The 24,769-nt window shown below is 70.0% G+C and carries 22 protein-coding genes; 7 read left to right on the forward strand and 15 right to left on the reverse strand.

The window, feature by feature from the left end; genetic code table 11:
• Window position 1: 1 nt before the first annotated feature.
• The 6 genes from ON21_RS27780 to ON21_RS27805 are packed head-to-tail and all read right to left on the reverse strand — an operon-like array spanning window position 2 to window position 8,464.
• Window positions 2-778, reverse strand: coding sequence for an enoyl-CoA hydratase family protein (locus tag ON21_RS27780; protein ID WP_039802586.1), 777 nt, complete (start codon window positions 776-778; stop codon window positions 2-4).
• Between the two features lie 10 nt (window positions 779-788).
• Window positions 789-2,003, reverse strand: coding sequence for an acyl-CoA dehydrogenase family protein (locus ON21_RS27785; protein WP_051021411.1), 1,215 nt, complete (start codon window positions 2,001-2,003; stop codon window positions 789-791).
• The gene (locus ON21_RS27790) at window positions 2,000-3,997 is read right to left on the reverse strand and encodes an acetyl/propionyl/methylcrotonyl-CoA carboxylase subunit alpha (protein ID WP_039802588.1); all 1,998 of its coding nucleotides are present in this window, start codon (window positions 3,995-3,997) and stop codon (window positions 2,000-2,002) included. The genes ON21_RS27785 and ON21_RS27790 overlap by 4 nt, the downstream gene beginning before the upstream one ends.
• Window positions 3,998-4,005: 8 nt before the next feature.
• On the reverse strand, window positions 4,006-5,604 hold the full coding sequence (locus ON21_RS27795; RefSeq protein ID WP_039802590.1) for an acyl-CoA carboxylase subunit beta: 1,599 nt from the start codon (window positions 5,602-5,604) through the stop codon (window positions 4,006-4,008).
• Window positions 5,601-6,752: an acyl-CoA dehydrogenase family protein gene (locus ON21_RS27800; RefSeq protein WP_039802592.1), complete on the reverse strand. Its 1,152-nt coding sequence runs from the start codon at window positions 6,750-6,752 to the stop codon at window positions 5,601-5,603. Before ON21_RS27800 ends, ON21_RS27795 begins: the two co-directional genes overlap by 4 nt.
• Entirely contained in the window at window positions 6,749-8,464 is a 1,716-nt protein-coding gene (locus ON21_RS27805; protein ID WP_039802594.1) for an acyclic terpene utilization AtuA family protein, read from the reverse strand. Before ON21_RS27805 ends, ON21_RS27800 begins: the two co-directional genes overlap by 4 nt.
• A 179-nt stretch (window positions 8,465-8,643) precedes the next feature.
• Between ON21_RS27805 and ON21_RS39340 the strand changes: the two genes are divergently transcribed.
• Window positions 8,644-8,802, forward strand: coding sequence for a CG2302 family histidine operon protein (locus tag ON21_RS39340; protein WP_169332738.1), 159 nt, complete (start codon window positions 8,644-8,646; stop codon window positions 8,800-8,802).
• Window positions 8,803-8,815: 13 nt separating this feature from the next.
• Here ON21_RS39340 and ON21_RS27810 read toward each other — a convergent pair whose 3' ends face one another.
• The 4 genes from ON21_RS27810 to ON21_RS27825 form a co-directional block, all read right to left on the reverse strand.
• Window positions 8,816-9,736, reverse strand: coding sequence for an adenylate/guanylate cyclase domain-containing protein (locus tag ON21_RS27810; protein ID WP_086006494.1), 921 nt, complete (start codon window positions 9,734-9,736; stop codon window positions 8,816-8,818).
• A 354-nt stretch (window positions 9,737-10,090) separates the two neighbouring features.
• Window positions 10,091-10,852 (reverse strand): ABC transporter permease, encoded by a 762-nt coding sequence (locus tag ON21_RS27815; protein ID WP_039802596.1) that lies wholly within the window; start codon window positions 10,850-10,852, stop codon window positions 10,091-10,093.
• Window positions 10,852-11,826, reverse strand: a complete 975-nt coding sequence (locus ON21_RS27820) for an ABC transporter ATP-binding protein (protein WP_039802668.1) — start codon at window positions 11,824-11,826, stop codon at window positions 10,852-10,854. Before ON21_RS27820 ends, ON21_RS27815 begins: the two co-directional genes overlap by 1 nt.
• A gap of 221 nt (window positions 11,827-12,047) precedes the next feature.
• A complete protein-coding gene (locus tag ON21_RS27825; RefSeq protein ID WP_039802598.1) occupies window positions 12,048-12,740 on the reverse strand; it encodes a MerR family transcriptional regulator in 693 nt (230 codons plus the stop codon).
• An 84-nt stretch (window positions 12,741-12,824) separates the two neighbouring features.
• Between ON21_RS27825 and ON21_RS27830 the strand changes: the two genes are divergently transcribed.
• Both ON21_RS27830 and ON21_RS27835 read left to right on the forward strand, forming a co-directional pair.
• Window positions 12,825-13,277, forward strand: coding sequence for a DUF6194 family protein (locus ON21_RS27830; protein ID WP_039802600.1), 453 nt, complete (start codon window positions 12,825-12,827; stop codon window positions 13,275-13,277).
• 150 nt (window positions 13,278-13,427) lie between these two features.
• Window positions 13,428-14,405 carry an aldo/keto reductase gene (locus tag ON21_RS27835; RefSeq protein WP_373281158.1) on the forward strand — a complete coding sequence of 326 codons (978 nt, stop codon included), beginning with the start codon at window positions 13,428-13,430 and terminating at the stop codon, window positions 14,403-14,405.
• Between the two features lie 170 nt (window positions 14,406-14,575).
• On the opposite strand, the gene ON21_RS27840 is transcribed toward ON21_RS27835, so the two are convergent.
• Genes ON21_RS27840 through thiO form a run of 3 tightly spaced genes read right to left on the reverse strand, consistent with a single transcriptional unit; the run spans window position 14,576 to window position 16,636 of the window.
• Entirely contained in the window at window positions 14,576-15,355 is a 780-nt protein-coding gene (locus ON21_RS27840) for a thiazole synthase (protein WP_039802604.1), read from the reverse strand.
• Window positions 15,348-15,566 (reverse strand): sulfur carrier protein ThiS, encoded by a 219-nt coding sequence (thiS, locus tag ON21_RS27845; protein WP_039802606.1) that lies wholly within the window; start codon window positions 15,564-15,566, stop codon window positions 15,348-15,350. The genes ON21_RS27840 and thiS overlap by 8 nt, the downstream gene beginning before the upstream one ends.
• Window positions 15,563-16,636, reverse strand: coding sequence for a glycine oxidase ThiO (gene thiO / locus ON21_RS27850; protein WP_083880935.1), 1,074 nt, complete (start codon window positions 16,634-16,636; stop codon window positions 15,563-15,565). The genes thiS and thiO overlap by 4 nt, the downstream gene beginning before the upstream one ends.
• 57 nt (window positions 16,637-16,693) lie before the next feature.
• Between thiO and thiE the strand changes: the two genes are divergently transcribed.
• Window positions 16,694-17,392, forward strand: a complete 699-nt coding sequence (gene thiE, locus ON21_RS27855; protein ID WP_039802608.1) for a thiamine phosphate synthase — start codon at window positions 16,694-16,696, stop codon at window positions 17,390-17,392.
• Window positions 17,393-17,401: 9 nt separating this feature from the next.
• On the opposite strand, the gene ON21_RS27860 is transcribed toward thiE, so the two are convergent.
• Window positions 17,402-18,094: an NUDIX hydrolase gene (locus ON21_RS27860; RefSeq protein ID WP_039802610.1), complete on the reverse strand. Its 693-nt coding sequence runs from the start codon at window positions 18,092-18,094 to the stop codon at window positions 17,402-17,404.
• A gap of 184 nt (window positions 18,095-18,278) precedes the next feature.
• On the opposite strand from ON21_RS27860, the gene ON21_RS27865 reads away from it, so the two are divergent.
• Genes ON21_RS27865 through ON21_RS27875 form a run of 3 tightly spaced genes read left to right on the forward strand, consistent with a single transcriptional unit; the run spans window position 18,279 to window position 23,516 of the window.
• Window positions 18,279-19,643 (forward strand): GlnX family signal transduction membrane protein, encoded by a 1,365-nt coding sequence (locus ON21_RS27865; protein ID WP_039802672.1) that lies wholly within the window; start codon window positions 18,279-18,281, stop codon window positions 19,641-19,643.
• Window positions 19,640-20,611, forward strand: a complete 972-nt coding sequence (locus ON21_RS27870; protein ID WP_039802611.1) for a glutamate ABC transporter substrate-binding protein — start codon at window positions 19,640-19,642, stop codon at window positions 20,609-20,611. Before ON21_RS27865 ends, ON21_RS27870 begins: the two co-directional genes overlap by 4 nt.
• A gap of 7 nt (window positions 20,612-20,618) precedes the next feature.
• Entirely contained in the window at window positions 20,619-23,516 is a 2,898-nt protein-coding gene (locus ON21_RS27875) for a serine/threonine-protein kinase (protein ID WP_245562760.1), read from the forward strand.
• Here the strand turns inward: ON21_RS27875 and ON21_RS27880 are convergent.
• A complete protein-coding gene (locus ON21_RS27880; protein ID WP_039802613.1) occupies window positions 23,513-24,718 on the reverse strand; it encodes an acetate kinase in 1,206 nt (401 codons plus the stop codon). The two genes, ON21_RS27875 and ON21_RS27880, sit on opposite strands and share 4 nt — an antisense overlap.
• Between the last annotated feature and the right edge of the window lie 51 nt (window positions 24,719-24,769).

Raw genomic sequence — 24,769 nt, forward strand, 5'->3', positions numbered from 1 at the left:
GTTATTCTGCCCAGCTCGGCGGACGGCGCTGCAAAAAGGCCAACATGCCCTCGTGCACTTCGGGGGTGCCGAAGAAGCTCGCCGAACGCCGCGCGAGCTCCTCGGCGGAGGCGTCGAACTCGGCGAGGATGCCCGCGTTGACCAACCGCTTGGCCTCGGCCAGCCCCTGCGGTGAGCCCTTGCGCACCTCCCCGCACAGCCGCGCCACCTCGGCCGCCGGGTCCTCGGCGGTCACCGTGACCAGTCCGATCTCCGCGGCGACGGCGGCGTCGAACTTCTCGCCGGTGAGGTAGTAGCGGCTGGCCGCGCGCGGATCGAGCCTGGGCAGCAGGGTCAGCGAGATCATGAACGGCGCCAGCCCGATCCGCACCTCGGTGAGCGCGAAACTGCTGCCCGGCCCGGCCACGACGATGTCGCAACCGGCCACGATGCCCATGCCGCCTGCCCGCACGTTGCCGTCGATCCGCGCGATCACCGGCTTCGGGATCTCCACCAGCCTGCGCAGCACGCCGATCATGACCCGGGTGCGCTCGTCGGCGGCCACGGCCGGATCGGCGTCGCTCGCCTCGCTCAGATCGGCGCCCGCGCAGAAGGTGTTGCCGGTGTGCGCGAGCACGATGACGCGCACCTTCTCGTCGGCGGCCGCGTCGTCGAGTCCGCGCAGCAGCTCGGCGACCAGCCTGGACGACAGCGCGTTGCGGTTGTGCGGCGAGTCGAAGGTGAGCGTCGCGACGCCGTCGCTCACCTCGTAGCGGACGAACGGAGCCGTCTCGGTCATGCGCGTCCTCTCAGTACGACTTCGGCAGGCCCAGCGAGTACTGGGCGACGAAGTTCAGGACCATCTCCCGGCTCACCGGCGCGATGCGTCCGATGCGCGCGGCCGCGAGCATGGCGGCCAGCCCGACGTCCTTGGTCAGGCCCGAGCCGCCGTGGGTCTGGACGGCCTGGTCGAGCGCCTTGATGCTGGCTTCCGCCGCGGCGTATTTCGCCATGTTGGCGGCCTCGGCGGCGCCCATCTCGTCCCCGGCGTCGTAGAGGGTGGCGGCCTTCTGCATCATCAGCTTCGCCAGCTCCACTTCGACCTTCACCTGCGCCAGCGGATGCGAGATGCCTTGGTGCGCACCGATCGGCGTCTTCCAGACCGTGCGCTCCTTGGCGTATTCCACGGCGCGGTCGATGGCGTAGCGGCCCATGCCGATCGCCATGGCCGCGCCCATGATCCGCTCCGGGTTCAGGCCCGCGAACAGCTGCATCAGTGCCGCGTCCTCCTTGCCGACCAGCGCGGTGGACGGCAGCCGGACGTCATCGAGGAACAGGTTGTACTGGTGATCGGGCTCGATGATGTCCATCTCCTGCGCCGTCTTGGTGAAGCCTTCGGCGTCGGTCGGCACGATGAACAGGGCGGGCTTGAGCTTGCCGGTCTTGTGGTCGGAGGTGCGGGCCACGATCAGCACGGCCTCGGCCTGGTCCACGCCGGAGATGAAGATCTTGCGGCCGTTGAGGATCCAGTCGTCACCATCGCGGCGAGCGGTGGTGGTGATCTGGTGGGAGTTGGAGCCCGCGTCGGGCTCGGTGATGCCGAACACCATCTTGCCGGAGCCGTCGGCGAGCTTGGGCAGCCATTCCCGCTTCTGCTCGTCGGTGCCGTACTTGGTGATGATGGTGCCGCAGATGGCCGGGGAGACCACCATCAGCAGCAGGCCCGCCCCCTGCGCGGACAGCTCCTCCATCACCAGCGACAGCTCGTACATGCCCGCGCCGCCGCCACCGTATTCCTCCGGCAGGTTCACGCCGAGGAACCCGAGTTTGCCCGCCTCCTGCCACAATTCGTCCAGCGGCTCGTTCTTGCGCGCCTTCGGCAGCACGTAGTCGCGGTAGTTGTACTTCGCGGCCAGCGCGGCGACGGCGGCCCGCAACGCCTTCTGCTCGTCGGTTTCGATGAAAGGCCCACCCGCCGCCCGGCCGCCGCCCCTCACCGAATCGCTGCGCGATGCTGTAGTCATAACTTCTCCTGGTGTTCTACGGGTTCGACGACCGCGAGCACGGCGCCGACGTCGACCTGCTGGCCGACGGTGACGTTGACGGCGCTGAGCACGCCCGCGGCGGGCGCGGCGATGGTGTGCTCCATCTTCATCGCCTCCAGCCACAGGATCGGCTGGCCTTGTGCGACGTGGCTGCCGACCTCCGCGCCGAGCCGGATCACGCTGCCCGGCATGGGCGCCAGCAGGGAGCCGGTGGCCACCTGATCGGCCGGGTCGCTGAAGCGCGGCAGCCTGCGCAGGGCCACCGGGCCGAGCGGTGAGTCGACGTAGACCTGCTCGCCGTAGCGGGCGACCTCGAACTGCCTGCGCACCGGGCCGCGTTCGCCCGGGACCGACAGCACGACGCGATCGGGAGCCGACTCGACGAGAGCGAGACCTTCGTGACCGTCCACGGTGACGCCGGTCCGGCCGAACCGGTAACCCACCTCGTGCGTTCCGGTGGCCCGGCTTGCATAGGACTTGCGCTGCGACTGCGAGGGCAGGTTGCGCCAGCCGCTGGGCAGCCCGCCGCCCACCCGCGCGCCGCCGCGGTTGGCGGCGGCTTCGGCGAGCGCGGCGGCCACGATGGACAGCGCTTCGTCGGACTCCGACACCAGCGGCGCGGCGAGGGCGTCCAGCCCGTGCGTGGCGAAGAACGCGGTGTCGGTGTCACCGGCCAGGAACGCCGGATGACGCAGCACGCGCACCAGCAGGTCCCGGTTGGTCACCAGGCCGTGGATCTTCGCGCGGTGCAGCGCCGAAGCCAGCAATCGCGCTGCCTCGCCCCGGGTTTCGGCGTAGGAGATGACCTTGGCCAGCATCGGGTCGTAATGCACGCCGACCACCGAGCCGTCCACCACGCCCGTGTCCAGCCGAACGCCAGGGCGGTCGAGCAAGTCGAACTCGGTGCGCACCGCCGGGATATCGATCCGGTGCACGGTCCCGCTCTGCGGCTGCCAGTCGTGCGCCGGGTCCTCGGCGTAGAGCCGGACTTCGATCGAATGTCCGCGCATCGCGGGCGGTTGTGCGGGCAGCGCCCCGCCCGCGGCGACGTCCAGTTGCAACCGGACCAGATCCAGCCCGGTGGTGCATTCGGTGACCGGATGCTCCACTTGCAGGCGGGTGTTCATCTCCAGGAAGAAGAACTCGCCCTGCTCGTCGGCCAGGAACTCGACGGTGCCCGCACCGGTGTAGCCGATCGCGCCCGCCGCCAGCCGCGCCGCCTCGAACAGCCGCGCCCGCATGCCCTCGGTGCGCTCCACCAGCGGCGACGGAGCCTCCTCGATCACCTTCTGGTGGCGGCGCTGGATCGAGCACTCGCGCTCGCCGACGGCCCAGATCGTGCCGTGCGTGTCGGCCATCACCTGGACTTCGATATGCCTGCCGGTCTCCAGATAGCGCTCGCAGAACACCGTCGGATCGCCGAAGGCGGATTCCGCCTCGCGCCGGGCGGCCTCGATCTGCGCGGTCAGGTCCGCCAGCTCGCGGACCACGCGCATGCCGCGCCCGCCGCCGCCGGCGGACGCCTTGATCAGCACCGGCAGGTGCGCCTCGGTGACCTCGGCCGGGTCCAGTTCGGCCAGCACCGGCACGCCTGCGGCGTCCATCATCTTCTTCGCGGCGACCTTCGAGCCCATCTGCTCGATCGCCTCGACGGGCGGGCCGATCCAGACCAGCCCGGCGTCGAGCACGGCCTTGGCGAATTCGGCGTTCTCGGAGAGGAATCCGTATCCGGGGTGGATGGCGTCGGCGCCCGCGGCGAGCGCGGCCTCGATGATCAGCTCACCGCGCAGATAGGTCTCCGCGGGCGTGTTGCCGGGCAGGCGCACCGCGGCGTCCGCCTCGGTGACGTGCGGCGCGGCGGCATCCGCGTCGGAGTACACCGCGACGGTGCTCAGACCCGCCCGGCGGCAGGTCGCGAAGACCCGGCGGGCGATTTCGCCACGGTTGGCGACGAGAACGTTCGTTATAGCCATCCGCGGCCTCACATTCGGAAGACGCCGAAGCCATCGGCGCCTTTGATCGGGGCGTTGTGAATGGCCGACAGGGACATTCCCAACACGGTGCGGGTATCGCGCGGGTCGATGACGCCGTCGTCGTAGAGCCGCCCGGACATGAACATCGCCAGCGATTCGGCCTCGATCTGCGCCTCCACCATGGCGCGCATCCCGGCGTCGGCCTCCTCGTCGAACGGCAGGCCCTTGGCCTCGGCGGCGGCCCGGCCGACGATCGAGATCACGCCCGCCAGCTGCGCGCCGCCCATCACGGCGGATTTCGCACTGGGCCAGGCGAAGACGAAGCGCGGGTCGTAGGCCCGGCCGCACATGCCGTAGTGGCCCGCGCCGTAGGACGCGCCCATCAGCACCGAGATGTGCGGCACCTTCGAATTGGAGACCGCGTTGATCATCATCGCGCCGTGCTTGATGATGCCCTTCTGCTCGTACTCCTTGCCGACCATGTAGCCGGTGGTGTTGTGCAGGAACAGCAGCGGGGTGTTCGTCTTGTTGGCCAGCTGGATGAACTGGGTGGCCTTCTGCGATTCCTCGGAGAACAGCACACCGCGCGCGTTGGCCAGGATGCCGACCGGATATCCGTGCAGCTCGGCCCATCCGGTGACCAGGCTGCTGCCGTAGAGCGGTTTGAACTCGTCGAAGTCCGAGCCGTCCACGATGCGCGCGATCACCTCGCGCGGGTCGAACGGGATCTTCAGATCCGACGGCACGATGCCGAGCAGATCCTCCGGGTCGTAGAGCGGCTCGATCACCTCGGCGCGCGGGGCCGGGCCCTGCTTGCGCCAGTTCAGCCGCTTGACGATGGAGCGGCCGATGCGAATCGCGTCCTGCTCGTCCACCGCGTAGTAGTCCGCGAGGCCGGAGACCCTTGCGTGCATGTCCGCGCCGCCGAGCGACTCGTCGTCGGACTCCTCACCGGTGGCCATCTTGACCAGCGGCGGGCCGCCGAGGAACACCTTGGAGCGCTCCTTGATCATCACCACGTGATCGGACATGCCGGGGATATAGGCGCCGCCCGCGGTGGAGTTGCCGAACACCAGCGCGATGGTCGGGATGCCCGCCGCCGAGGCCTGGGTGAGGTCGCGGAACATCCGGCCGCCCGGGACGAAGACCTCCTTCTGCGTGGGCAGGTCCGCGCCGCCGGATTCCACCAGCGAGATCACCGGCAGCCGGTTCTCCCGCACGATGTCGTTGATGCGCAACGTCTTGCGCAGCGTCCACGGGTTCGAGGTGCCGCCGCGCACGGTCGGATCGGGCGCGACGATCATGCACTCGACGCCCTCCACGATGCCGATGCCCGCGATGGTGCTGCCGCCGACGTGGAATTCGCTGCCCCAGCCCGCCAGCGGGCACAGCTCCAGGAACGGCGAGTCCTCGTCGACGAGCAGTTCGATGCGCTCGCGGGCGGTCAGCTTGCCGCGCCTGCGATGCCGCGCCAGCTTCTCCGGCCCGCCGCCCGCGATGGCCTTGGCGAACTCCGCCTCGACCTCGGCGAGCTTGGCCGTCATTGCCTCCGCCGCCGCCTCGTACTCGGGCGCGGTGGTGTCCAAGGTGCTACGCAGAGTGGTCATGACTGGTACCCCAATCGCTTCGCCGCCAGTCCGGTCAGGATTTCGGTCGTGCCGCCGCCGATGCCGAGGATGCGCATGTCCCGGTACTGGCGCTCGATCTCGGATTCGCGCATGTAACCGAGACCGCCGAACAACTGGACGGCCTGGTTGGCCACCCACTCGCCCGCTTCCACCGCGGTGTTCTTCGCGAAGCACACCTCGGCGATGAGGTCGGTCTCGCCTTCGGAGCTGCGCTGCACCACGTCCCGGGTGTAGACGCGGGCGACATCGATGCGCCGCGCCATCTCGGTGACCGTGTTCTGCACCGCCTGCCTGCTGATCAGCGGGCGGCCGAAGGTCTCGCGGTTGCGCACCCACTCCAGGGTCAGGTCCAGGCAGCGTTGCGCGCTGGAATACGCCTGCACCGCGAGGCCGACCCGCTCGCTGACGAACGCGCCCGCGATCTGGTAGAAGCCGGAGTTCTCCGGGCCGACGAGGTTCTCCGCCGGCACCCTGACGTCGACGTAGGACAGCTCGGCGGTGTCGGAGGCCAGCCAGCCCATCTTGTCCAGCTTGCGGCTGACGGTGAAGCCGGGCGTGTCCTTGTCGACGATGAGCAACGAGATGCCGCCGGAGCCGGGGCCGCCGGTGCGCACCGCGGTGACCACGAAATCGGCGCGGACGCCCGAGGTGATGTAGGTCTTGGCGCCGTTGACGATGTAATGGTCGCCGTCGCGGCGCGCGGTGGTGGTGAGGTGTCCGACGTCGGAGCCGCCGCCGGGCTCGGTGATCGCGAGCGAACCGATCTTCTCACCGGCGAGCGTCGGCTTCACCCAGCGCTCGATCTGCTCGGCGTTGCCCGAGGCGATGATGTGCGGCACGGAGATGCCGCAGGTGAACAGCGAGGCGAACAACCCGCCGGACGCGCCGGCCTGGTGCATCTCCTCGCAGACGATCATCGCGTCCACGCCGTCGCCGCCGGAACCGCCCGCGGATTCCGGGAACTGCACGCCGAGCAGGCCGAGCGCGCCCGCCTTCTTGTGCAGCTCGCGCGGGATCTCTCCGGCGCGCTCCCAGCCGTCCAGGTACGGCAGGATCTCGCGCTCCACGAATCCACGGACCGTGGAACGCAATTCGCGGCGTTCCGGCGTTTCCCAGAGTTTCGTCATGTCAGCAGCTCCACTGGAATGTCGAGGTGACGAGACCGCAGCCATTCGCCGAGTCCCTTGGCCTGCGGGTCGAAGCGGGCCTGATACGCCACGCCCTGACCGAGCAAGCCTTCGATGATGAAGTTCAGCGCCCGCAGATTGGGCAGGACGTGCCGGGTGACGGTCAGCGAAGCCGCTTCCGGGAGAAGTTCTTTGACGCGCTCCACGGTGAGCGTGTGCACCAGCCAGCGCCATTGCTCGTCGGTGCGCACCCATACGCCGACATTCGCGTCACCGCCTTTGTCGCCGCTGCGTGCCAGCGCGATGGTTCCCAGCGGCGCACGGCGAGTCTCCCCGGCGGCGGGCGGTTCCGGAGCGGGCGGCTCGTCGACGGCGGCGAGTTCGGCCGTCTCCGTCGCCGGGGCGATCTCGACGCGGGCGCCGTCGGGCAGCACCGCCGTGTGCGGCACTTCGGCGGCGTCGACGAACCCGGGCGTGAACACGCCGTAGGGAGAACCGTTGCCAGGCAAGGTGGTGAAGCTGCACCCCGGATAGCTGGCCAGCGCCAGCTCCACCGCGACGTTGGAGAACGCGCGCCCGACCTTGTTCGGGTCCGGGTCGCGCACCACGCAGCGCAGCAGTGCGCTGGCCTGCTCCTCGGTGTCGGCGTCCGGGCGGTCCAGGCGGGCCAAGGTCCAGGTCAGCTCCGACGGTCGGCTCGGCAGCCAGGACTCCAGCTGACGTTGCGCCAGTTCCGCTTTCGCCTCGATGTCCAGTCCGGTGAGCACGAATTCCATCTCGTTGCGGAAACCGCCGAGGGTGTTCAGCGAGACCTTGAGCCGGGGCGGCGGGGCCTCGCCGGCGACGCCGCTGATCCGCACCCGGTCCGGGCCGTCCTGGTCGAGCCGGATGGTGTCCAGGCGGGAGGTGACGTCCGGCCCGGCATAACGCGCTCCCTGGATCTCGTACATGAGCTGGGCCTCGACCGTGTCGACGGTGACCGCGCCGCCGGTGCCCGCGTGCTTGGTGATCACACTGCTGCCGTCGGCGCGGATCTCCGCGATCGGGAAGCCCGGCCTGCCCAGATCGGCGAGTTCGGTGAAGAAGGCGTAGTTGCCGCCGGTGGCCTGGGTGCCGCACTCGATGACGTGCCCGGCCACCACCGCGCCGGCCAGGCGGTCGTAATCCGTTCGGCCCCAGCCGAAGTGCGCGGCGGCCGGGCCGACGATCACCGACGCGTCGGTGACCCGGCCGGTGACCACGATGTCCGCGCCCGCGTTCAGGCATTCGACGATGCCCCACGCGCCCAGGTAGGCGTTGGCGGTCAGCGGCGCGCCGAAGCCTAGGTCGGCGGCGCGCGCGAGCAGGTCGTCGCCCTCGACGTGCGCGATCTTGGCGTCCAGCCCGAGGTCGGCGGCGACCTTGCGCAACCGTTCCGCCAGCCCGGCCGGGTTCAGGCCGCCCGCGTTCGCCACGATGCGAACGTTGCGTTCGAGCGCCAGCCCGAGGCAGTCCTCGATCTGCTTGACGAAGGTCTTGGCGTAGCCGAGGTCCGGGTCCTTCATCCGGTCCCGGCCGAGGATCAGCATCGTGAGTTCGGCGAGATAGTCGCCGGTGAGGACGTCGAGCTGTCCGCCTTCCAGCATCTCGCGCATGGCACCGAGCCGATCACCGTAGAAGCCGGAACAGTTGCCGATCCGGAGCACGTCCGGGTCGGCGGCCAGCATACTCATCAGCGGGAATGCCTCCTGTGCGGCGAACCGTCAGGATGAGCCGCATGCCGCACCCGTGAAGTCCGCGTTCCGCGACCAGCATCACACCAGGGCCAGAAAAAAGCAAGCATGCGTGATTGTTAATTGCCGCCCCCGCCCCGGCTGCTCCGTCACAGATCAGCTTGGAGCAAGATGGCAGCGTGTCCAGCGACGTCACCGTGATCGTTCTGTTCGCCCTGTCGGGCTTCCTGCTCGGCGGCGTCTACACCACGTGGAAGACGGCCCGGCCGCTGTCCGTCGCCTTGGCCGTCTGCGCCGTCCTCGCCGCGGGCGGCGCGCTGGCCTGGTGGCTCGGCTGATCCGAGCGAAGGCTCAGCCCTTCGACAGCCGGAAGATCCGCAGGTCGTCGGGGACGCCATTCAACGGAGCGGCGAAGAAGCTGCGCCGATACTGCTTGACCGCAAGGCCCAGCTCCGCCAGCGTCTCCGGCCGCAACCCCTGGAGCGTGGCCTCCGACAGCATGGTGTTGCCGTTGCCGCCCGCCTCCATGACCCGGGCCGCGATGGTGACATCGACCCCGAGCCAGTCGCCGCCGATCTCGCGCGGGGAACCGGTGTGCAAACCGATTCGCATCTGCGGGGTGTAGCCGCGCACCTGCACGTCGGCCAGGTTGCGCTTGGCGGTGACTGCGGCGCGCACCGCCCGGTCGGCCGAGGGGAACACCGCCATCAAGCCGTCGCCCATGCGCTTGACCACGTGTCCGCCGCGATCGGCGATCGGCGGTTCGATGGCCTTGGCCACCATGCGCAACAGTTCGAGCGTCGCCTCATCACCGGCCGAGAGCGACCAGCGCGAGAAGGCCACCAGGTCGGTGAACATTACAGTTACTTCTTGGCTACCTTTACCGCGTCCCATCCGTTCCAGCGCGGCCTGCCAGACCTGCAGCGCGCCGAAGCCGATCTCGCGCGCGGCGCTCGGGGCGTCGCCGACCAGTTTGTCCGCCGCCCGCGCGACCGCTCGCGCGCCACCGGGCCCGGAAACCGACAGCGGGTCGCCGAAAGCGGGGTCCCCCGGCAGCTGCTCCCGCGCTCTGCGCAGCACGCCGATCAGATCCGCCCGCTGATTCGCCGCGCTCACCAGCGCAGATATCTGGCCACGACGAAATCCGCCGGAACGGCGGGGAGCATCGGCCGCATCGGACGGCTCCAACGGAATGACCACCTCGGGCGGTACGCCTCCATCGGCCTCCGGCCCCGACCCCGGCTCGGCGCCGCCGGAAGGTGTTTCATGCACGCCCAGAGGGTATCTCAGCCGATCCGACGTCGACAGGTCACCGATCAACACCATGTGCCACCTCCGCTGCGAACCTCGGCGAGCACATCGTCGGGCCCGGCGATGGATAACGAGCTGGTTGCTGAACCGAGGCTACTCGGGCGAGGAGTGGTCTCGGAACCGGCAAGCGGCATAGTTTCCTCGATGTTCACACGCACGATCGGCCCGGCGCGAGCATTCGCACCGGGCCGATCACGGCACCGTCCGCCGGGCAGTGACGGGCAGTGCGGGGAGCGCCGGACCTCCCGACAAGGTCGGCGCCCCGTCAACCCGAGTGGCGAGGGAAGGCGACTCGGGTCGTCAGGGGGACTCGCCTCAAGCGTCGCGCTGGTTCACCACGACCAGAGACGCGCCGAAGACGATCGCGACGAAGACGGTGAAGTACAGCAGGCTGCCCCACGGCCCCCAGTGCCAGTTGGCCGTGGACGGGGAGGCGCTCATGAAACGGTTCGCGTTCGCGAAAGGCAGGAACGGCGTGACGTTGCGCCCGAAGCTGCCGAACGCGCCGAGCAGCCCCTCGATGAGCAGCGGCCACAGCACGATCAGCGAGATCGCGGCGGCGGACTGCCGCACCAGCACACCGACGCCGACCGCGAGCAGCACGCACAGGAACGCGTAGATCGGGATGGCGTAGACCTCGCGCCAGTCGGCCGCGCTGGACAGGGTGAGTGCCGCGCCCGCTTCCGGTCCGCTGATGGCCTTGGCCACCGCGTAGGCGAGGAACGACAGGGCGATGGTGAGCAGCGCGCCGTACACGCTGACCAGCCCGGCCTTGGTGGCGATGACTTTGGCCCGATGCGGGGTCGCCTGGAACGTCGTCCGGATGATGCCGAAGCGATATTCGCTGGTCACGGACAACGTGGCCATGATCATCAGGACCATCACGCCGAAGCCGCTGACCCCGACCACCGCGGTGGCGACGGTCAGGTCGATCGCGCCTTCCGTGCCGTAGGACGCGCGCGCCACCGAGGCGAGCAGGGCGGCCATGCCCAGTGCGAGGGCGATGACGATCGCCGAGCACCACCAAGGCGACCTGGTGGAGGTGAGCTTGATTCGTTCCGCTGCCAGCACGCCCATCAGAGCGCACCTCCCATCGCTGTGTAGGAGCCGCCTGCCGCCTGTCCCGGCGAATCGAAGCCTTCGCCGTGATACTCCACCGCTCCGCCGGTCATCCGCATGAACGCCTCTTCCAGCGACGCGCGCTGCGGGGCCAGCTCGAAGAGCGTGATGTTGTTCTCGCCTGCCAGCTTGCCCACCGCGTCACTGGACACGCCCGCCACCATGAGGGCGGGCCCTTCGGCGCCGGCGCCGTCCTCGCGGACGGTCATGCCGTTGGAAGTGAGCACGCTGCGCAGCTGGTCGAGCTGCGGGCTGCGCACCCGGACCGACTGCTCCGAGGCGCGTTCGATGAACTCCTGGGTGGTGGAATCCGAGATGAGCTTGCCGCGCCCGATCACCACCAGGTGCTCGGCGGTCTGCGCCATCTCCGACAGCAGATGGCTGGAGACCAGCACCGTGCGGCCCTCGGCGGCCAGCCGCTGCATGAACCGGCGGATCCACAGGATGCCCTCCGGATCGAGGCCGTTCACCGGCTCGTCGAACAGCAGCACCTCCGGGTCGCCCAGCAGGGCGCCGGCCAGACCGAGCCGCTGGGACATGCCGAGCGAGAAGCCGCCCGCGGATTTGCCCGCCACCTCCGACAGGCCGACCAGCCGCAGCACCTCCTCCACCCGCGACTTGGCGATGTCGTTGGAGGCGGCCATCCACTCCAGATGGGCGCGCGCCGACCGGTTCGGATGCACCCACTTGGCGTCCAGCAGCGCCCCGACGGTGCGCAGCGGATGGTCCAGCTCGTGGTACGGCCTGCCCTTGATGAGCGCGGTGCCCGCAGTGGGCTTGTCCAATCCGAGGATCATGCGCATGGTGGTCGATTTGCCCGCGCCGTTCGGTCCGAGGAAGCCCGTCACCTGCCCCGGTCGAACGGTGAAGGTCAGATCCTGCACCGCTACGGTCTGCCCGTAGTGCTTGGTGAGGCCTTTCAGCTCGATCATGCCGCCCAGCATTCCGCAAATCGCGGGCGCGCGCGTCGGTAATTAGTGCCGAGTTGGATCATCCTCGAGGATGAGGGGTCCGAACAGGGCACCCCTAGGGGTCGAAGTCTCATCGGCTCTGCGGCTCGGCCACGTGGGAACCGGAACGGGAGACCGGGGCTCGCATCTTCGCGCAGCGCCGGCGAGCGAGAGCCTGGTATCGCGGCAGGATCGGAAGCCGCTCACCCCGCGAGCGCGATCACGGCGGAAAGCTCGGCCGCCGCGTCGAGCAGGGCGCGGGAGCGAGCCGTGATGCTCGCGTCCCTGGCCGCCAGCGCCGCCTCGACGTCCTCGGATCGGTGGCCGCGCGGGAGGTCGGGCATCAAGGTCTTGAGCGTGTCGACGCGGTATCCGGCCCTGCGGAGCTGATGGACGATGCGGGCATCCCGGACCTGTGCGGGCGAGTACCGTCGCGCGGCCTGTGCGGTCGTGCGATCCGGGACCACGAGTCCCTCCGCGTCCCAATGTCGAAGGGTCGATGGACGCACGCCCAGCGCGGCGGCGAGTTCGGCGACGCTCATCGCATCCGAGGGGCGCACATCGACGATCGGCTCGGCGGATATCGCCTCTGCCGCCCGCTCGGCGAGCGCCAGATCGGTGCGCTCGCGGTCCAGCCGGGCGTGTGCCGCGTCGAGCAGCGCCAGCACTTCGGGTAACGGTTTCTCGTGGACGGCACGAACGATGCGCTTGGCCTCGACCGGGCCGACGCCCGCCGCCAGCGCTCGATAGGCGAGTGCGGAACGCAAGTGCAGCTCGTCGTATCCGCGATAGCCCGTCGCGGTGCGCGTCGCCTTCGGCAGAACGCCGTCGCGTTCGAGGTTGCGGATCTGCTGTACGGAGTACCCCGCCCGCAGCGCCACCTCGGACGTGCGCATTCTGGAGTTGCGAGTTGCCACGTCGTTTTCCCTGCATCTCCTACCAGAAGTCTCCACAAGCACCTTAATGAAACGCTGGAACGCATGACCATCGACGAGATCATCGGCTTCGTCTCCGCCCTCGACGGAGTCCTCAGCTTGCGCCCTGGCCCCGGTGACGGCTCACCGGAGATCAGCTGGGGCGATACGTTCTTCTACTACTCACCGGACGGCGTCGTACCGAAGGCGACCCAGCCCTTCGCCACGATCGTCACGAAGAACTACCCAGGCGACGAGAGTTCCGGCCTGGACCGCCCAGAGGCATTCCGCGTCAACATCGCCGCCGGAAAAGAGGCCTTCACCCAGTGGACGGCCCAATCGACCCACCATGACCCGAGCGCGACGGACACGCTCATCCCCCACCCCGTCTACGCCTCCGCCGGTTGGCTAGCGGTCATCAACCCCGGCCCCCGAACCAGCACCCCCACCCGACAACTCCTCGAATCGGCCTACAAACGAGCACGCGCTCGCTACGAACGCCACGCCACCCGCGCCTGAGGAGAAGCGAGTGGCACGTGGTTGCGGCAAAGCGCGAGAAGACTCTCCACCATGTGCCACTCGCGGGGTTGCTCCGTTGACATGGAGTGCGCTCCAGCACCTAGCGTCGGGGCGATGGATTCGAGTGGAGGAGATAGCAGGATGGACGACATTTCGAGGCGGCGGCTCGGTGGGCTGACGGTTTCCGCGCAGGGGCTGGGGTGTATGGGCATGAGTCATGGTTACGGCGCCGCCGATGACGAACAGTCGATCGCCACGCTGCGCCACGCGCTCGACCTGGGCGTCAGCTTGCTGGACACCGCCGACTTCTACGGCGCCGGGCACAACGAGGAGTTGATCGGGCGGGCCATCGCCGGACGCCGTGACGAAGTGGTGCTCGCCACGAAATTCGGCTTCGCCAACCGTTTGGGTGAACCCACCCGCATCCGGGGCGACGCCGCCTACGTGCGACAGGCATGCGACGCGTCGCTGCGCAGGCTCGGCGTCGACCACATCGACCTCTACTACTTGCACCGGGTCGATCAGCAGGTGCCGATCGAGGAAACCGTCGGCGCGATGGCCGAACTGGTACAGGCCGGGAAAGTCCGGCACCTCGGGCTGTCGGAGGCGGGCGCGGACACCATTCGGCGCGCGCACGCGGTGCATCCGATCGCCGCGTTGCAGAGCGAGTGGTCGCTGTGGACCCGCGACCTGGAGACGGAGATCGTCCCGGTCTGCCGTGCTCTCGGCATCGGCCTGGTTCCGTTCTCCCCGCTCGGGCGCGGATTCCTGACCGGCCGGTACAGCTCCGTGGAAGGTCTGGCGGACAACGACGTGCGGCGCGGCCAGCCGCGTTTCGCCGCGGGCAACCTCGAACGGAATCTGGCCATCGTCGCGAAGTTGAACGAGCTGGCCGCGGCGAAGGGAGTCACCGCGGGACAGCTCGCGTTGGCCTGGGTGCAGCACCGAGGCGAGGACGTGGTGCCCATCCCCGGCACCCGGCGGCAGCGCTACCTGGAGGAGAACCTCGCCGCGCTGACCATCGAGCTGTCCGCCGACGACCTCGCCGCCATCGAGGCCGCCGCGCCGCCCGAGCAGGTCGCGGGCGACCGCTACGACGCGACGAACCTCACCTTCGTCAACGGCTGAGACGCGGACGCAGCGCTTCAGGACGCGCCTACCGGGTAGTGGCAGCGCTGAAGACCGCCCCGGCTGGGCGCCGCCGACCGGACTCACCCGTGGAGTGATGTCGCCGCATGCGTCGTTCCCCGGCCGGTGCGGGGCTCTGGAGAGCCTTCATCGGCATACCGAGCCCTGCCTCACAGCGACGGGGACGACGCCTGGGCCCAGAACCGTTTGGGGATGCGTCCGGCCAGGCGCGCCGCGTATCCGGCGCGCACCGCGTCCGCCATGGCCGCGGCCATCAGTTCCGGGCGCTTCGCCCTGGTGACAGCCGTGGCCAGCAGGACCGCCGAGCAGCCGAGTTCCATGGCGAGGGCGGCATCGCTCGCGGTGCCGATGCCCGCGTCCAGGATGACCGGGACCTTCGCTTCGGCGACGATCATCTCGATGTTGTGCGGGTTGCCGATGCCGAGGCCGGTTCCGATGGGCGCGCCCAGCGGCATCACCGCCACGCAGCCCGCCTCCTCCAGGCGGCGGGCCAGGATCGGGTCGTCGTTGGTGTAGGGCAGCACCACGAACCCGTCGTCGACGAGTTGTTCCGCGGCGGTGAGCAGTTCGACCGGGTCCGGCAGCAGCGTGCGCTCGTCGGCGACCACCTCGAGCTTCACCCAGTTGGTGTCCAGCGCCTCCCGCGCCAGCTGCGCGGTGAGCACGGCCTCGGCCGCGGTGCGGCAGCCTGCCGTGTTCGGCAGCGGCGCGATGTTCAGTCGTTTCAACAGGTCCAGCACGCCGGTACCGCCCGCGGCGTCGATGCGCCGCATGGCCACGGTGGTCAACTCCGTGCCGGAGGCGATCAGCGCCTCCTCCAGGACGGCCAGATTCTCTGCTCCGCCGGTGCCCATGATCAGGCGGGAACCGAACTCCCGGTCGTCGATCCGCAGCGGAGCGTGCGCGGATGCCGCCGCGGCCTCAGCCACCTTGGACCGCCGTCAGCACCTCGATCTGCCAGCCGCGCCCGACCGGTTCGTCCCAGCGCGATTTGGGGAAGACGGCTCCGTCCACCGCGAGCGCGACGCCCCTGCTCGGCAATTCGAGGCGTTCCAGCAGCTCACGCACGGTGAGCGGCTCGGCGAACTCGTGCTCGTCGCCGTTCACCGTGACACCGATGGGGACGGATGACAGCGTCATCGAATTCCTCCTACAGTCGTCGGAAACCGTTGCGGGTCGGCTACTTCCGCTTCGGGCAGCATCGCCCCGCCGAGCAGGCTCGCCACCGCGTCCACCGTGAGCGGCAGTGTCAGCATGCCGTTGCGGCCGTGCCCGGTGGCCGCGACGATCCGGTCGGTGAGCCGGCCGATCAGCGGCAGGTTGTCCGGGCTGCCCGGCCGGGAACCCGCGCTCGCTTCGGCGAGTTCGTATTCGCCGATGCCGGGGAACACCGCCTCGGCGTCGGCGATCAGGTCGCGTACGCCCGCGACGGTGACCGCGGTGTCGAAACCCGCCTCGTACTGCGTGGCGCCGACGACGATCCCGTCGGCGCGCGGCACCAGGTACACCGCGCGCCCGTGCACTCTGGCTCGGATCACCCGGCGCGGCGCGGGCGCGACGCCGGGCCGGTGGCGCAGGCGCAGGATTTCGCCCTTGACCGGGCGGACCGGCAGCTCCGGCCACAACGCCGCCGACGCGGCTCCCGCGGCGAGCACGACTTGGTCGTGCGGAAGTTCCGTCAGCGAGTCCACGGACTCGGCGCGCACCACGACGCCTGCCGCCTCGGCGGCCTGCCGCAGCGCGGCGATCAGCTTACGGTTGTCGATCGCGGGTTCGGCGGGTGCGAGCAGCGCGGCGCGCACCGTCCTGGCCAGGCCGGGCTCCCGCTCGCGCACGCCGGCGCGGTCCAGCAGGCGCAGTTCGTGCCCGCGCGCGCCGACCCAGTCGGCCACGGTGCGCAGGTCGGCCGCGTCGGCCGCGTCCAGCGCGACGGTCATGGTCTCGTCGGCCACGAAGACCGCGACGCCGGTCGCGGTTTCCAGCCGGGCAGCGAATTCCGGCCAGCGGGCCAGCGACGCGGCGCCGAATTCGAGCACCCGATCCTCGCCGGGCCAGCCCTCCGACAACGGTGCGAGCATGCCCCCGGCCACCCAGGAGGCCCCGGTGGCGATCGCCGGATCGAACAGGGTGACCGACCACCCGGCCTCAGCGGCCCGCCAGGCTACGGCGAGCCCGACGGCGCCGCCACCGACGACGGCCAGAGTCCGCATCCGATCCACCTGCCTCCTGTTTCGCATCCCCACGGTAGCGCGGCTACGGTCGAAGGCGTGCAACCCTCCCACCCCAATCGACCCGCCTCGCCGCGGGAGCGTCTGGCGAACGCGCGGCTGTACCTGTGCACCGACGCCCGTCGGGAGAAGGGCGATCTGGCCAAGTTCGCCGAGGCGGCGTTCGCAGGCGGAGTCGACATCATCCAGCTCAGGGACAAAGGATCACCGGGCGAGGCCCAGTTCGGCCCACTGGAGGCAAGGGCCGAACTGGGCGCACTCGCCGAACTCAAGGCCGCCGCGCGCAGGCACGGCGGCCTGGTCGCGGTGAACGATCGCGCCGACATCGCCCTGGCCGCGACCGCCGACGTGCTGCACCTCGGGCAGGGCGACCTGCCGCCCTGGTACGCGCGCCGGATCCTCGGGCCCGACGTGGTGATCGGACGATCCACGCACAATCGCGCCCAAGCCGGGCTCGCCGCGATCGATGAGCACATCGATTACTTCTGCACCGGCCCCATCTGGGCGACCCCGACCAAACCCGGCAGGCAGGCGGCGGGCCCGGAATTGATCCGCTCCACCGCGGACGCCCATCCCACCCGGCCCTGGTTCGCGATCGGCGGGATCAACGCCGACAACCTCGCCCAAGTGCTGGAAGCCGGAGCCGAGCGGGTCGTCGTGGTGCGCGCGATCACCGAGGCGCGCGATCCGGAAGCCGCGGCGCGCGAGCTGAAAACGGCGCTGCTGGCGAACGCGTGAGCGCCGCGGTCAGGAAAGCACCTGCTCGCGGGTGAACGAAAGCGCGGTCTCCACCGCCGTGTTTCCGTTCGACGCGGGTTCGGCGGCCTGCGCGCCCGGCTCGCCGACGATCCTGGCGTAGTCGCCCGGCCCGGCCGGATCCGAATGCAGCCAGACGAAACCGAGATCGGCGAGATCGAGCGTGCGCGGCAGCGCGGCGGCGACGGCTCGGTCGTCGCCGAGTTCGGCGAGCAGCACCCGCGCCGGTGCGGCGCGCAGGATCGGCCAGGAGGCGGCGAAGCCGGGGTGCAGTGGACGGGCGTCGACCTCGTCCTCGGGAACCCAGGCCAGTTCGGTGCTCTCGCGATTGCCGGTGGTCGGCAGGGTCATCACCGCGTCGGCGACGACCGTGGTGTAGGTCCAGCCGCTCAGGGCCGACGCCGTCACCCGCTCGCCGCGCACCCGGACGTCGGCGGGCTCGATACCCGCCTCTTCCCACGCCTCGCGGACCGCCGCGTGCACGGGCGTCTCGTGACTGTCCCGCGCGCCGCCTGGCAACGCCCAGGTCCCGCCTTGATGACTCCACGGCGCGCGGTGTTGCAGCAGCACCGCCGAACCGCCACCGGCCAGCGGAGCGCGCAGGAGAAGTCCGGCGGCGCCGAAGCGCCCCCAGTGCCGCAGTCCGTCCGGGCCATGCGACCAACCATCACCGTCACCACGCATGTCCTACCCATCCTCGTCCAGCCGCGGCGGCGTCCACCGCCGTCTCCTCCCAATCGAGGGTGTTTCACACGCCGCGGCGCCCGTACGACCACAATAAACTCCGCACCAACACGCACGGATCGATCGGATATCCGGTCCAGCCGTCGAGAAATCCGCGTACGCGGCCCAAACTGGGGAGGTGGACATGGCTAGCTCCGAGCCGACGACGGCCGAACTCCGGCCGTCGTCCGCGCCAGAGCCCGCCGGTCGGGACGATCCGGGCGGCCTGAGCGTCGCGGTGGTGCGCGAACGTCTCGACCTGGCAGATCTACGTTCGTTCGCCAATTCCTCACCGGGACGGCTGATCGCGCTCGGGCTGCTGCTGATCGGGTTGTGCCTGGCCGCGGGCTCGGTGACCGCGGGGACGGTCGGTGATCGACAGCAGGGGCTGGAAGTGTTGCTGCGCGACACCGAACCGGACGCGCACTCCGCGCTCCGGCTCTACACTTCGCTGTCGATCGCCGACGCCGCGGCGAGCACCGCCTTCATCTCCGGCGGGCTGGAGCCGCAGGCGGTGCGGGATCGCTACACGCAGGCACTGGGCGAAGCGTCCGCGGAATTGGTCACCCAATCCGACGCGGCGGCCGATCCGGATGCGCGGCTGCGCACCGGCATAGTCACCGGCCTGCCGGTGTACTCCGGTCTGGTGGAGACCGCACGGACGAACAATCGCAGCGGATATCCGGTCGGCGCCGCGTATTTGAGCGAGGCGTCCAACCAGATGCAGACGACGCTGCTACCGATGGCCGAGGAACTGCACAATCATCGCTCGTCGGCGGTGACCGACGCGCAGCGCAACCACGTGCGCCCGCCGTGGTCGGCGATCGGACTGCTCCTGCTCACGCTCGGCGTGCTGGTCTGGGTCCAGCGCGATCTGGCGCGACGCTGGCGGCGGGTGCTCAATCCTGGCCTGGTGCTCGCGTCGGTGGCCATGCTGATCCTGCTGGCGTGGACGGTGATCGCGGGTTCGGTGTCGGCGGCGGCGATGATCAGCGCCCGCGACGACGGTGCGGTGCCCTCCTCCCGTCTGACCGAGAGCCGGATCCTGGTGCAGCAGGCCCGTGCCGCGGAGACCTTGAAATTGGTGCGCCGCGACGCGACCGGCGACTACGACCGCACCTATGACGCGGACATCGAACGGCTCGCCGATCTGATCGGCAAGTACCCCGGTTCCGCACCGGCGGCGAACGAGGTCCGCAATGCCGTACCGGCGCTGGCGCGCTGGCGGGTGGCGCATCAGCGCATGAACGATGCGCTGGCGAAGGGCGATTTCAACAGCGCGGCCGTGGTGGCGACCGGCCCCGGCTCGGCGGACGCCACCGTGCAGGTGGAGGCGCTGGACCGGTCGCTGGAGCAAGGCGTCGCCGCGACCAGGGACAAGTTGCGCGACAAGATCTCTCAGGCGGCGCGCATCCTGGACTTCCTCGGCGCGGGAGCGATGGTGCTCGGCATTCTGGCGGCAGGCTATGTCGGACTGGGCATCTGGCCCCGGCTTCGGGAGTATCGATGAGATCCGCGCGCGGCATTCTGGTGGCCGCCCTCCTCGTGGTGACGCTGGCGAGCGGCTGTGCGAGCGATGCCGGCGCGCCGGTGTCGGGCAAGACGCCGAAGTACACCGATCCCCCGTTGCCGGCCAAGGCCGTTCCCGTGCTCACCGATTCGCCGGTCCCGCCCGCGCCGGGCACGCCGCGGTGCGGAGACCCGACCGCCAGCCTGCGTCCGACCGGAGCGGGCGGCTCGGCGATCGACGCGATCCGAGCGCGAGGCAGGTTGCTCGTCGGTTTGGACACCGGCAGCAATCTGTTCAGCTACCGCGACCCGGTCTCCGGCGCCATCGTCGGTTTCGACGCCGACATCGCCAGGGAGGTGGCCCGCGACCTGCTCGGCAGCCCGGATCTGATCGAGTTCCGCAGCCTGGGCTCCGCCGAACGGGAGACGGCGTTGCAGAACCGCACCGTCGACCTGGTCGCCAAGACCATGACGATCAACTGCGAGCGGCGCGAGAAGGTCACGTTCTCCACCGTCTACCTGCGCGCGAACCAGCGGGTGCTCGCGGTGAAGAACTCCGGGATCCGCAGCCTGGCCGATCTGGCGGGCCGACGGGTGTGCATCGTCTCGGGCACCACGTCGCTGGAGCACATGCGCCGCAAACAGCCTGCCGCGACCATCCTCACCGTACCGAGCTGGGCCGACTGCCTGGTCGTTCTGCAACAGCGTCAGGTGGACGCGGTGAGCACCGACGACGCCATACTCGCCGGCTTGGCCGCGCAGGACCCGTACACCGAACTGGTCGGCGGCAGCATCAGCGAGGAGCCGTACGGCCTCGGCATCACCAAGGGCAATGACGATCTGGTCCGATTCGTCAACGGCACACTGGAACGCATCCGCAACGACGGAACCTGGGTGGGGCTGTACCAGAAATATCTCACCGTCCTCGGCCCCGTACCCGCTCCACCCGCCCCTACCTATCAGGACTGACGGGTCGATGAACACACGGCCCGCCCCCGAGCCCGACCCGGACGAGAACGCCACGGGAGGGCCCGGCCGGGCCGACGTGTACGAGGGTGAATCCACCGCGTCGGCCGAGCGGCAGCAGAACCCGAAGGCGGCGAAACCGTCGCGCGGAGACCACGCGTCCCCGCGCCACCTCGGGACTCGCTCCGCGGCGGCAGGGCGGCGCGCGACGACGGGCGATCCGGAACCGATCGCACCCGAAGAATCTCAGCACACCACGTACACGCCGATCGGTCGCGCGCCCACCTCGTTCGGCACGGTCGCCTGGAACCGCGCCGAGCACACGGACCGGCCCGACGGCGCGCAGGCGACACCGAACCCGGCTGCGCGCGACGCCGGGGAACCGACATCCCTCACCGACGACGCACAGGCCACACCGAACCTGCCCGCCTCCGACATCAGGGAACCGAACTCCCCAACCGACGACGCGCCGGATCGCACCCGCACGGAGCAGCACGGCACGGCCACGCAGGACAGGGCACCGGACGCGAAACGAGCTGTATCGTCCGCAAACGAACAGGCCGAGGCCGATTCGGACGCGGCCAGCTTGCAGCTGAACCGACCCGAAACGACGTCGAGCACCGCCGCAGGGACGCGCGATCGCACCGGACGCCAGGAGCCATCGGCAGCGGACGAGGCCCAGGGCACGGCGGTGCACGAGATGACCATGGCGGCATCGGACGAGACCCGGCGCACGGATTCCGAGCCCGCGTCGGCGCCGCAGCGCACCTCCGGTCGCAGCGTGCGCACCGCGCGGACCCGCCCGGCGGTGCGGCGGCTGGGCGCGGGGCTGGTGCCGATCCCGACGGTGACGCCCGCGGATCCCCGCGACGCCGTGCTCACCGACGCGGTGGTCTCCGAGGGAAAGCGATTCTGCTGGCGCTGCGGCAAACCGGTCGGCCGGGCGACGGCGACCCGGCCCGCGACCACCGCGGGCACCTGCGCGACCTGCGACGCGCCCTTCGACTTCCGCCCCACGCTCTATCCGGGCGACATGGTGACGGGGCAATACGAGATCCAAGGCTGCATCGCGCACGGCGGACTCGGCTGGATCTATCTGGCGATCGACCGCAATGTCAGCGACCGCTGGGTCGTGCTGAAAGGGCTGCTGCACGCGGGTGACGCCGAAGCGCAGGCGGTCGCCATGGCCGAACGCCAATTCCTCGCCGAAATGGCGCATCCCAGCATCGTCAAGATCTACAACTTCGTCGAGCACACCGGCCCGGACGGCATACCCGTCGGCTACATCGTCATGGAGTACGTGGGCGGCCGGTCGCTGCGCGACATCCTCGACTCCTACGAACGCCCCGAACGCATGCCGGTCACCGAGGCGATCGCCTATCTGCTGGAGATCCTGCCCGCACTGGACTACCTGCACTCGACCGGGCTGACCTACAACGACCTCAAACCCGACAACGTGATGGTCACCGAGGACCAGGTCAAACTGATCGATCTCGGGGCCGTGGCCACCATCGAAGCGTACGGAAACCTGTACGGCACCCGAGGGTTCCAGGCACCGGAGATCGCGCGCACCGGCCCGACCATCGCCTCCGACATCTACACCGTCGGGCGCACGCTGGCCGTGCTCACCCTCGATATGCCCTCGGAGCACGGACGCTACCTCGACGGCATACCCGACCCCGCCGACCAGCCGGTGCTGGCGCGCTACCAGTGCTTCCACCGCCTGCTGCTGTGCGCCACCGACCCGGACCCACAGCGCCGCTTCCCTTCCGCCCGTGCGATGTCCGCTCAGATGGCGGGTGTGCTGCGGGAGATTCTCGCGCTGGAGACCGACACCGAGCACCCGCAACTGTCCACCGTCTTCACGCCGCCGCGGGCCAGTTTCGGCACCGAGGAATTGGTCAGCCAGACCGACGCCTACACCGACGGCCGCCCGCGCAGCAGCATGCTGGACGCCCTGGATGTGGTGGCCGCGTTGCCGATTCCGCTGCTCGATCCGGCCGACCCGGCGGCGCCCCTGCTCTCGGCCGCCGTGCACCCCGACCCCGCCCACGCGCTGGAGGCGCTGCGACACGTACGTGAGCGAGCCGAGGCCGATCCCGGCAACGCCCCGGCGACGCTCGATCTGGAACTCACCCTCGCCGAGGCGCGGGTGCGGCTCGACCTGCGCGAGTCCGCCACGGTGCTGGACCTGCTGTCCCGGCTGCCCGAGCGGGAGTGGCGGGTGAGCTGGTATCGGGGCATGGCCGAATTGCTCGACCGGGAATACGAGCGCGCCTTCACCAACTTCGACGAGGTCTTCCGCGTGCTCCCCGGCGAGCTCGCTCCCCAGCTCGCGCTCGCCGCCACGGCCGAACTCGTACTCCAACACTGGGATTCGCCGGACCCCGAACAATGGCGCGGCTATGCCGAGCAGGCTTACGAGACCGTCTGGCGCACCGACCGCACCGTGGTGAGCGCCGCCTTCGGGCTGGCCAGACAACTGGCGGCGGACGAGCGCGTGGACCGGGCCGTGCAGGCGCTCGACGCCGTGCCCGCCGCGTCACGGCATTTCACCACCGCGCGGATGACGGCCGTGCTGCTCATGCTCACGGCCGCGCCGGTGGCCGATCTCGACGAGGCGACCCTGCACATCTCGGCGTCCCGGGTGCTGAGCCTGCCCGCGGGCGAGAGTCGCGCGGTGCAGATGCGGGTACTGGTGCTCGGCGCGGCCCTGGCGTGGCTCCAGGCGGGCAACACCCCGAAGCGTCCCGACGCGACACTGTTCGGCGCGCCGTTCACCGAACGCGAACTGCGGGCGGGCGCCGAGGCGGGCCTGCGCTCGCTGGCTCGCGGAGCGCCCAACCGCAGGCACCGCTACGCGCTCGTCGACCTGGCCAACTCGATTCGCGCGAAGACCTGGATCTAGCCGTCGACCACGTGCCGGGCGGCACGGGCGATGGCCAATTCCTCGTTGGTCGGCACCACGAGCACCGCGACCGGTGCGCCGGGCGGGGAGATACGCCGCGCGGCACGGTCTTGCGCGGTATTGGCCGCCGGATCGACTTCGATGCCGAACCCGCTGAGACCGGCCAGGGCGTCGGCGCGCACTTGCGGGCTGTTCTCGCCGACTCCGGCGGTGAAGGTGATCGCGTCCACCCCGCCGAGTTCGATCAAGTACGCGCCCAGATAACGCCGCAGCCGATGGATGTACACGTCGTAGGCCAGCCGCGCGGCCTCGTCCCCGTCCTCGATGAGCCGGCGCAATTCGCGGAAATCGTTCACGCCGGCCAGACCCTTGATCCCGGAATCCCGGTTCAGCAGAGTGTCGATGGCATCGATGTCGAGGTGCGCCGACCGCGCCAGGTGCGCCATGATGCCGGGATCGAGATCACCGGACCTGGTGCCCATCACCAGACCCTCCAGCGGCGTGAGCCCCATGCTGGTGTCGATCGGATGCCCGCCGCGGATCGCCGACGCCGACGCGCCGTTGCCGAGGTGGAAGACGATCTGGTTCAGCTCGGCGGGGTCGCGCCCGAGCAGCTCGGCCACGCGGCCGGACACGTACTCGTGCGAGGTGCCGTGGAAGCCGTACTTCCGGATGCCGTGCGCGGCAGCCACTTTGGCGTCGATGGCGTAGGTCTTCGCGGCGGCGGGCAAGCCGTGGAAGAACGCCGTGTCGAACACCGCGACCTGCGGCACCCCGGGCAACAGCGCCCGCGCGCTCTCGATCCCGGCGACGTTGGCCGGATTGTGCAGCGGCGCCAGCGCGGCGAGCTCGGTGATCGCGGCCACCACGTCGTCGTCGATCAGGGTGGGCCGGTAGAACACCTCGCCGCCGTGCACCACCCGGTGCCCGACCGCCCGCACGCCTTCGCGTACCAGGTCGTGGCCCGTCGCGGCGAACGTGTCGAAGATCAGTCGCAGCCCGGCGGCGTGGTCGGCGATCCGCTCGCGGCGCTCGGTGGCCGAGCCGTCGGCGCGATGCTCGATCCCGCCTTCGTCCTCACCGATCCGCTCGACCATGCCCGAGGCCGCGACCACGCCCGAATCCGGGTCCACCAGCTGGTATTTGATGGACGAGGAGCCGGAGTTGATCACCAGCACCATGCCCTCGGCCGTCTTGCTCATCCCGCCTCCTGTGTCCCGTGGGACCGTCACACTCGCTCGGCAACCACGATC

The organism is Nocardia araoensis NBRC 100135 (assembly GCF_000308435.1).
GTDB lineage: Bacteria > Actinomycetota > Actinomycetes > Mycobacteriales > Mycobacteriaceae > Nocardia > Nocardia araoensis.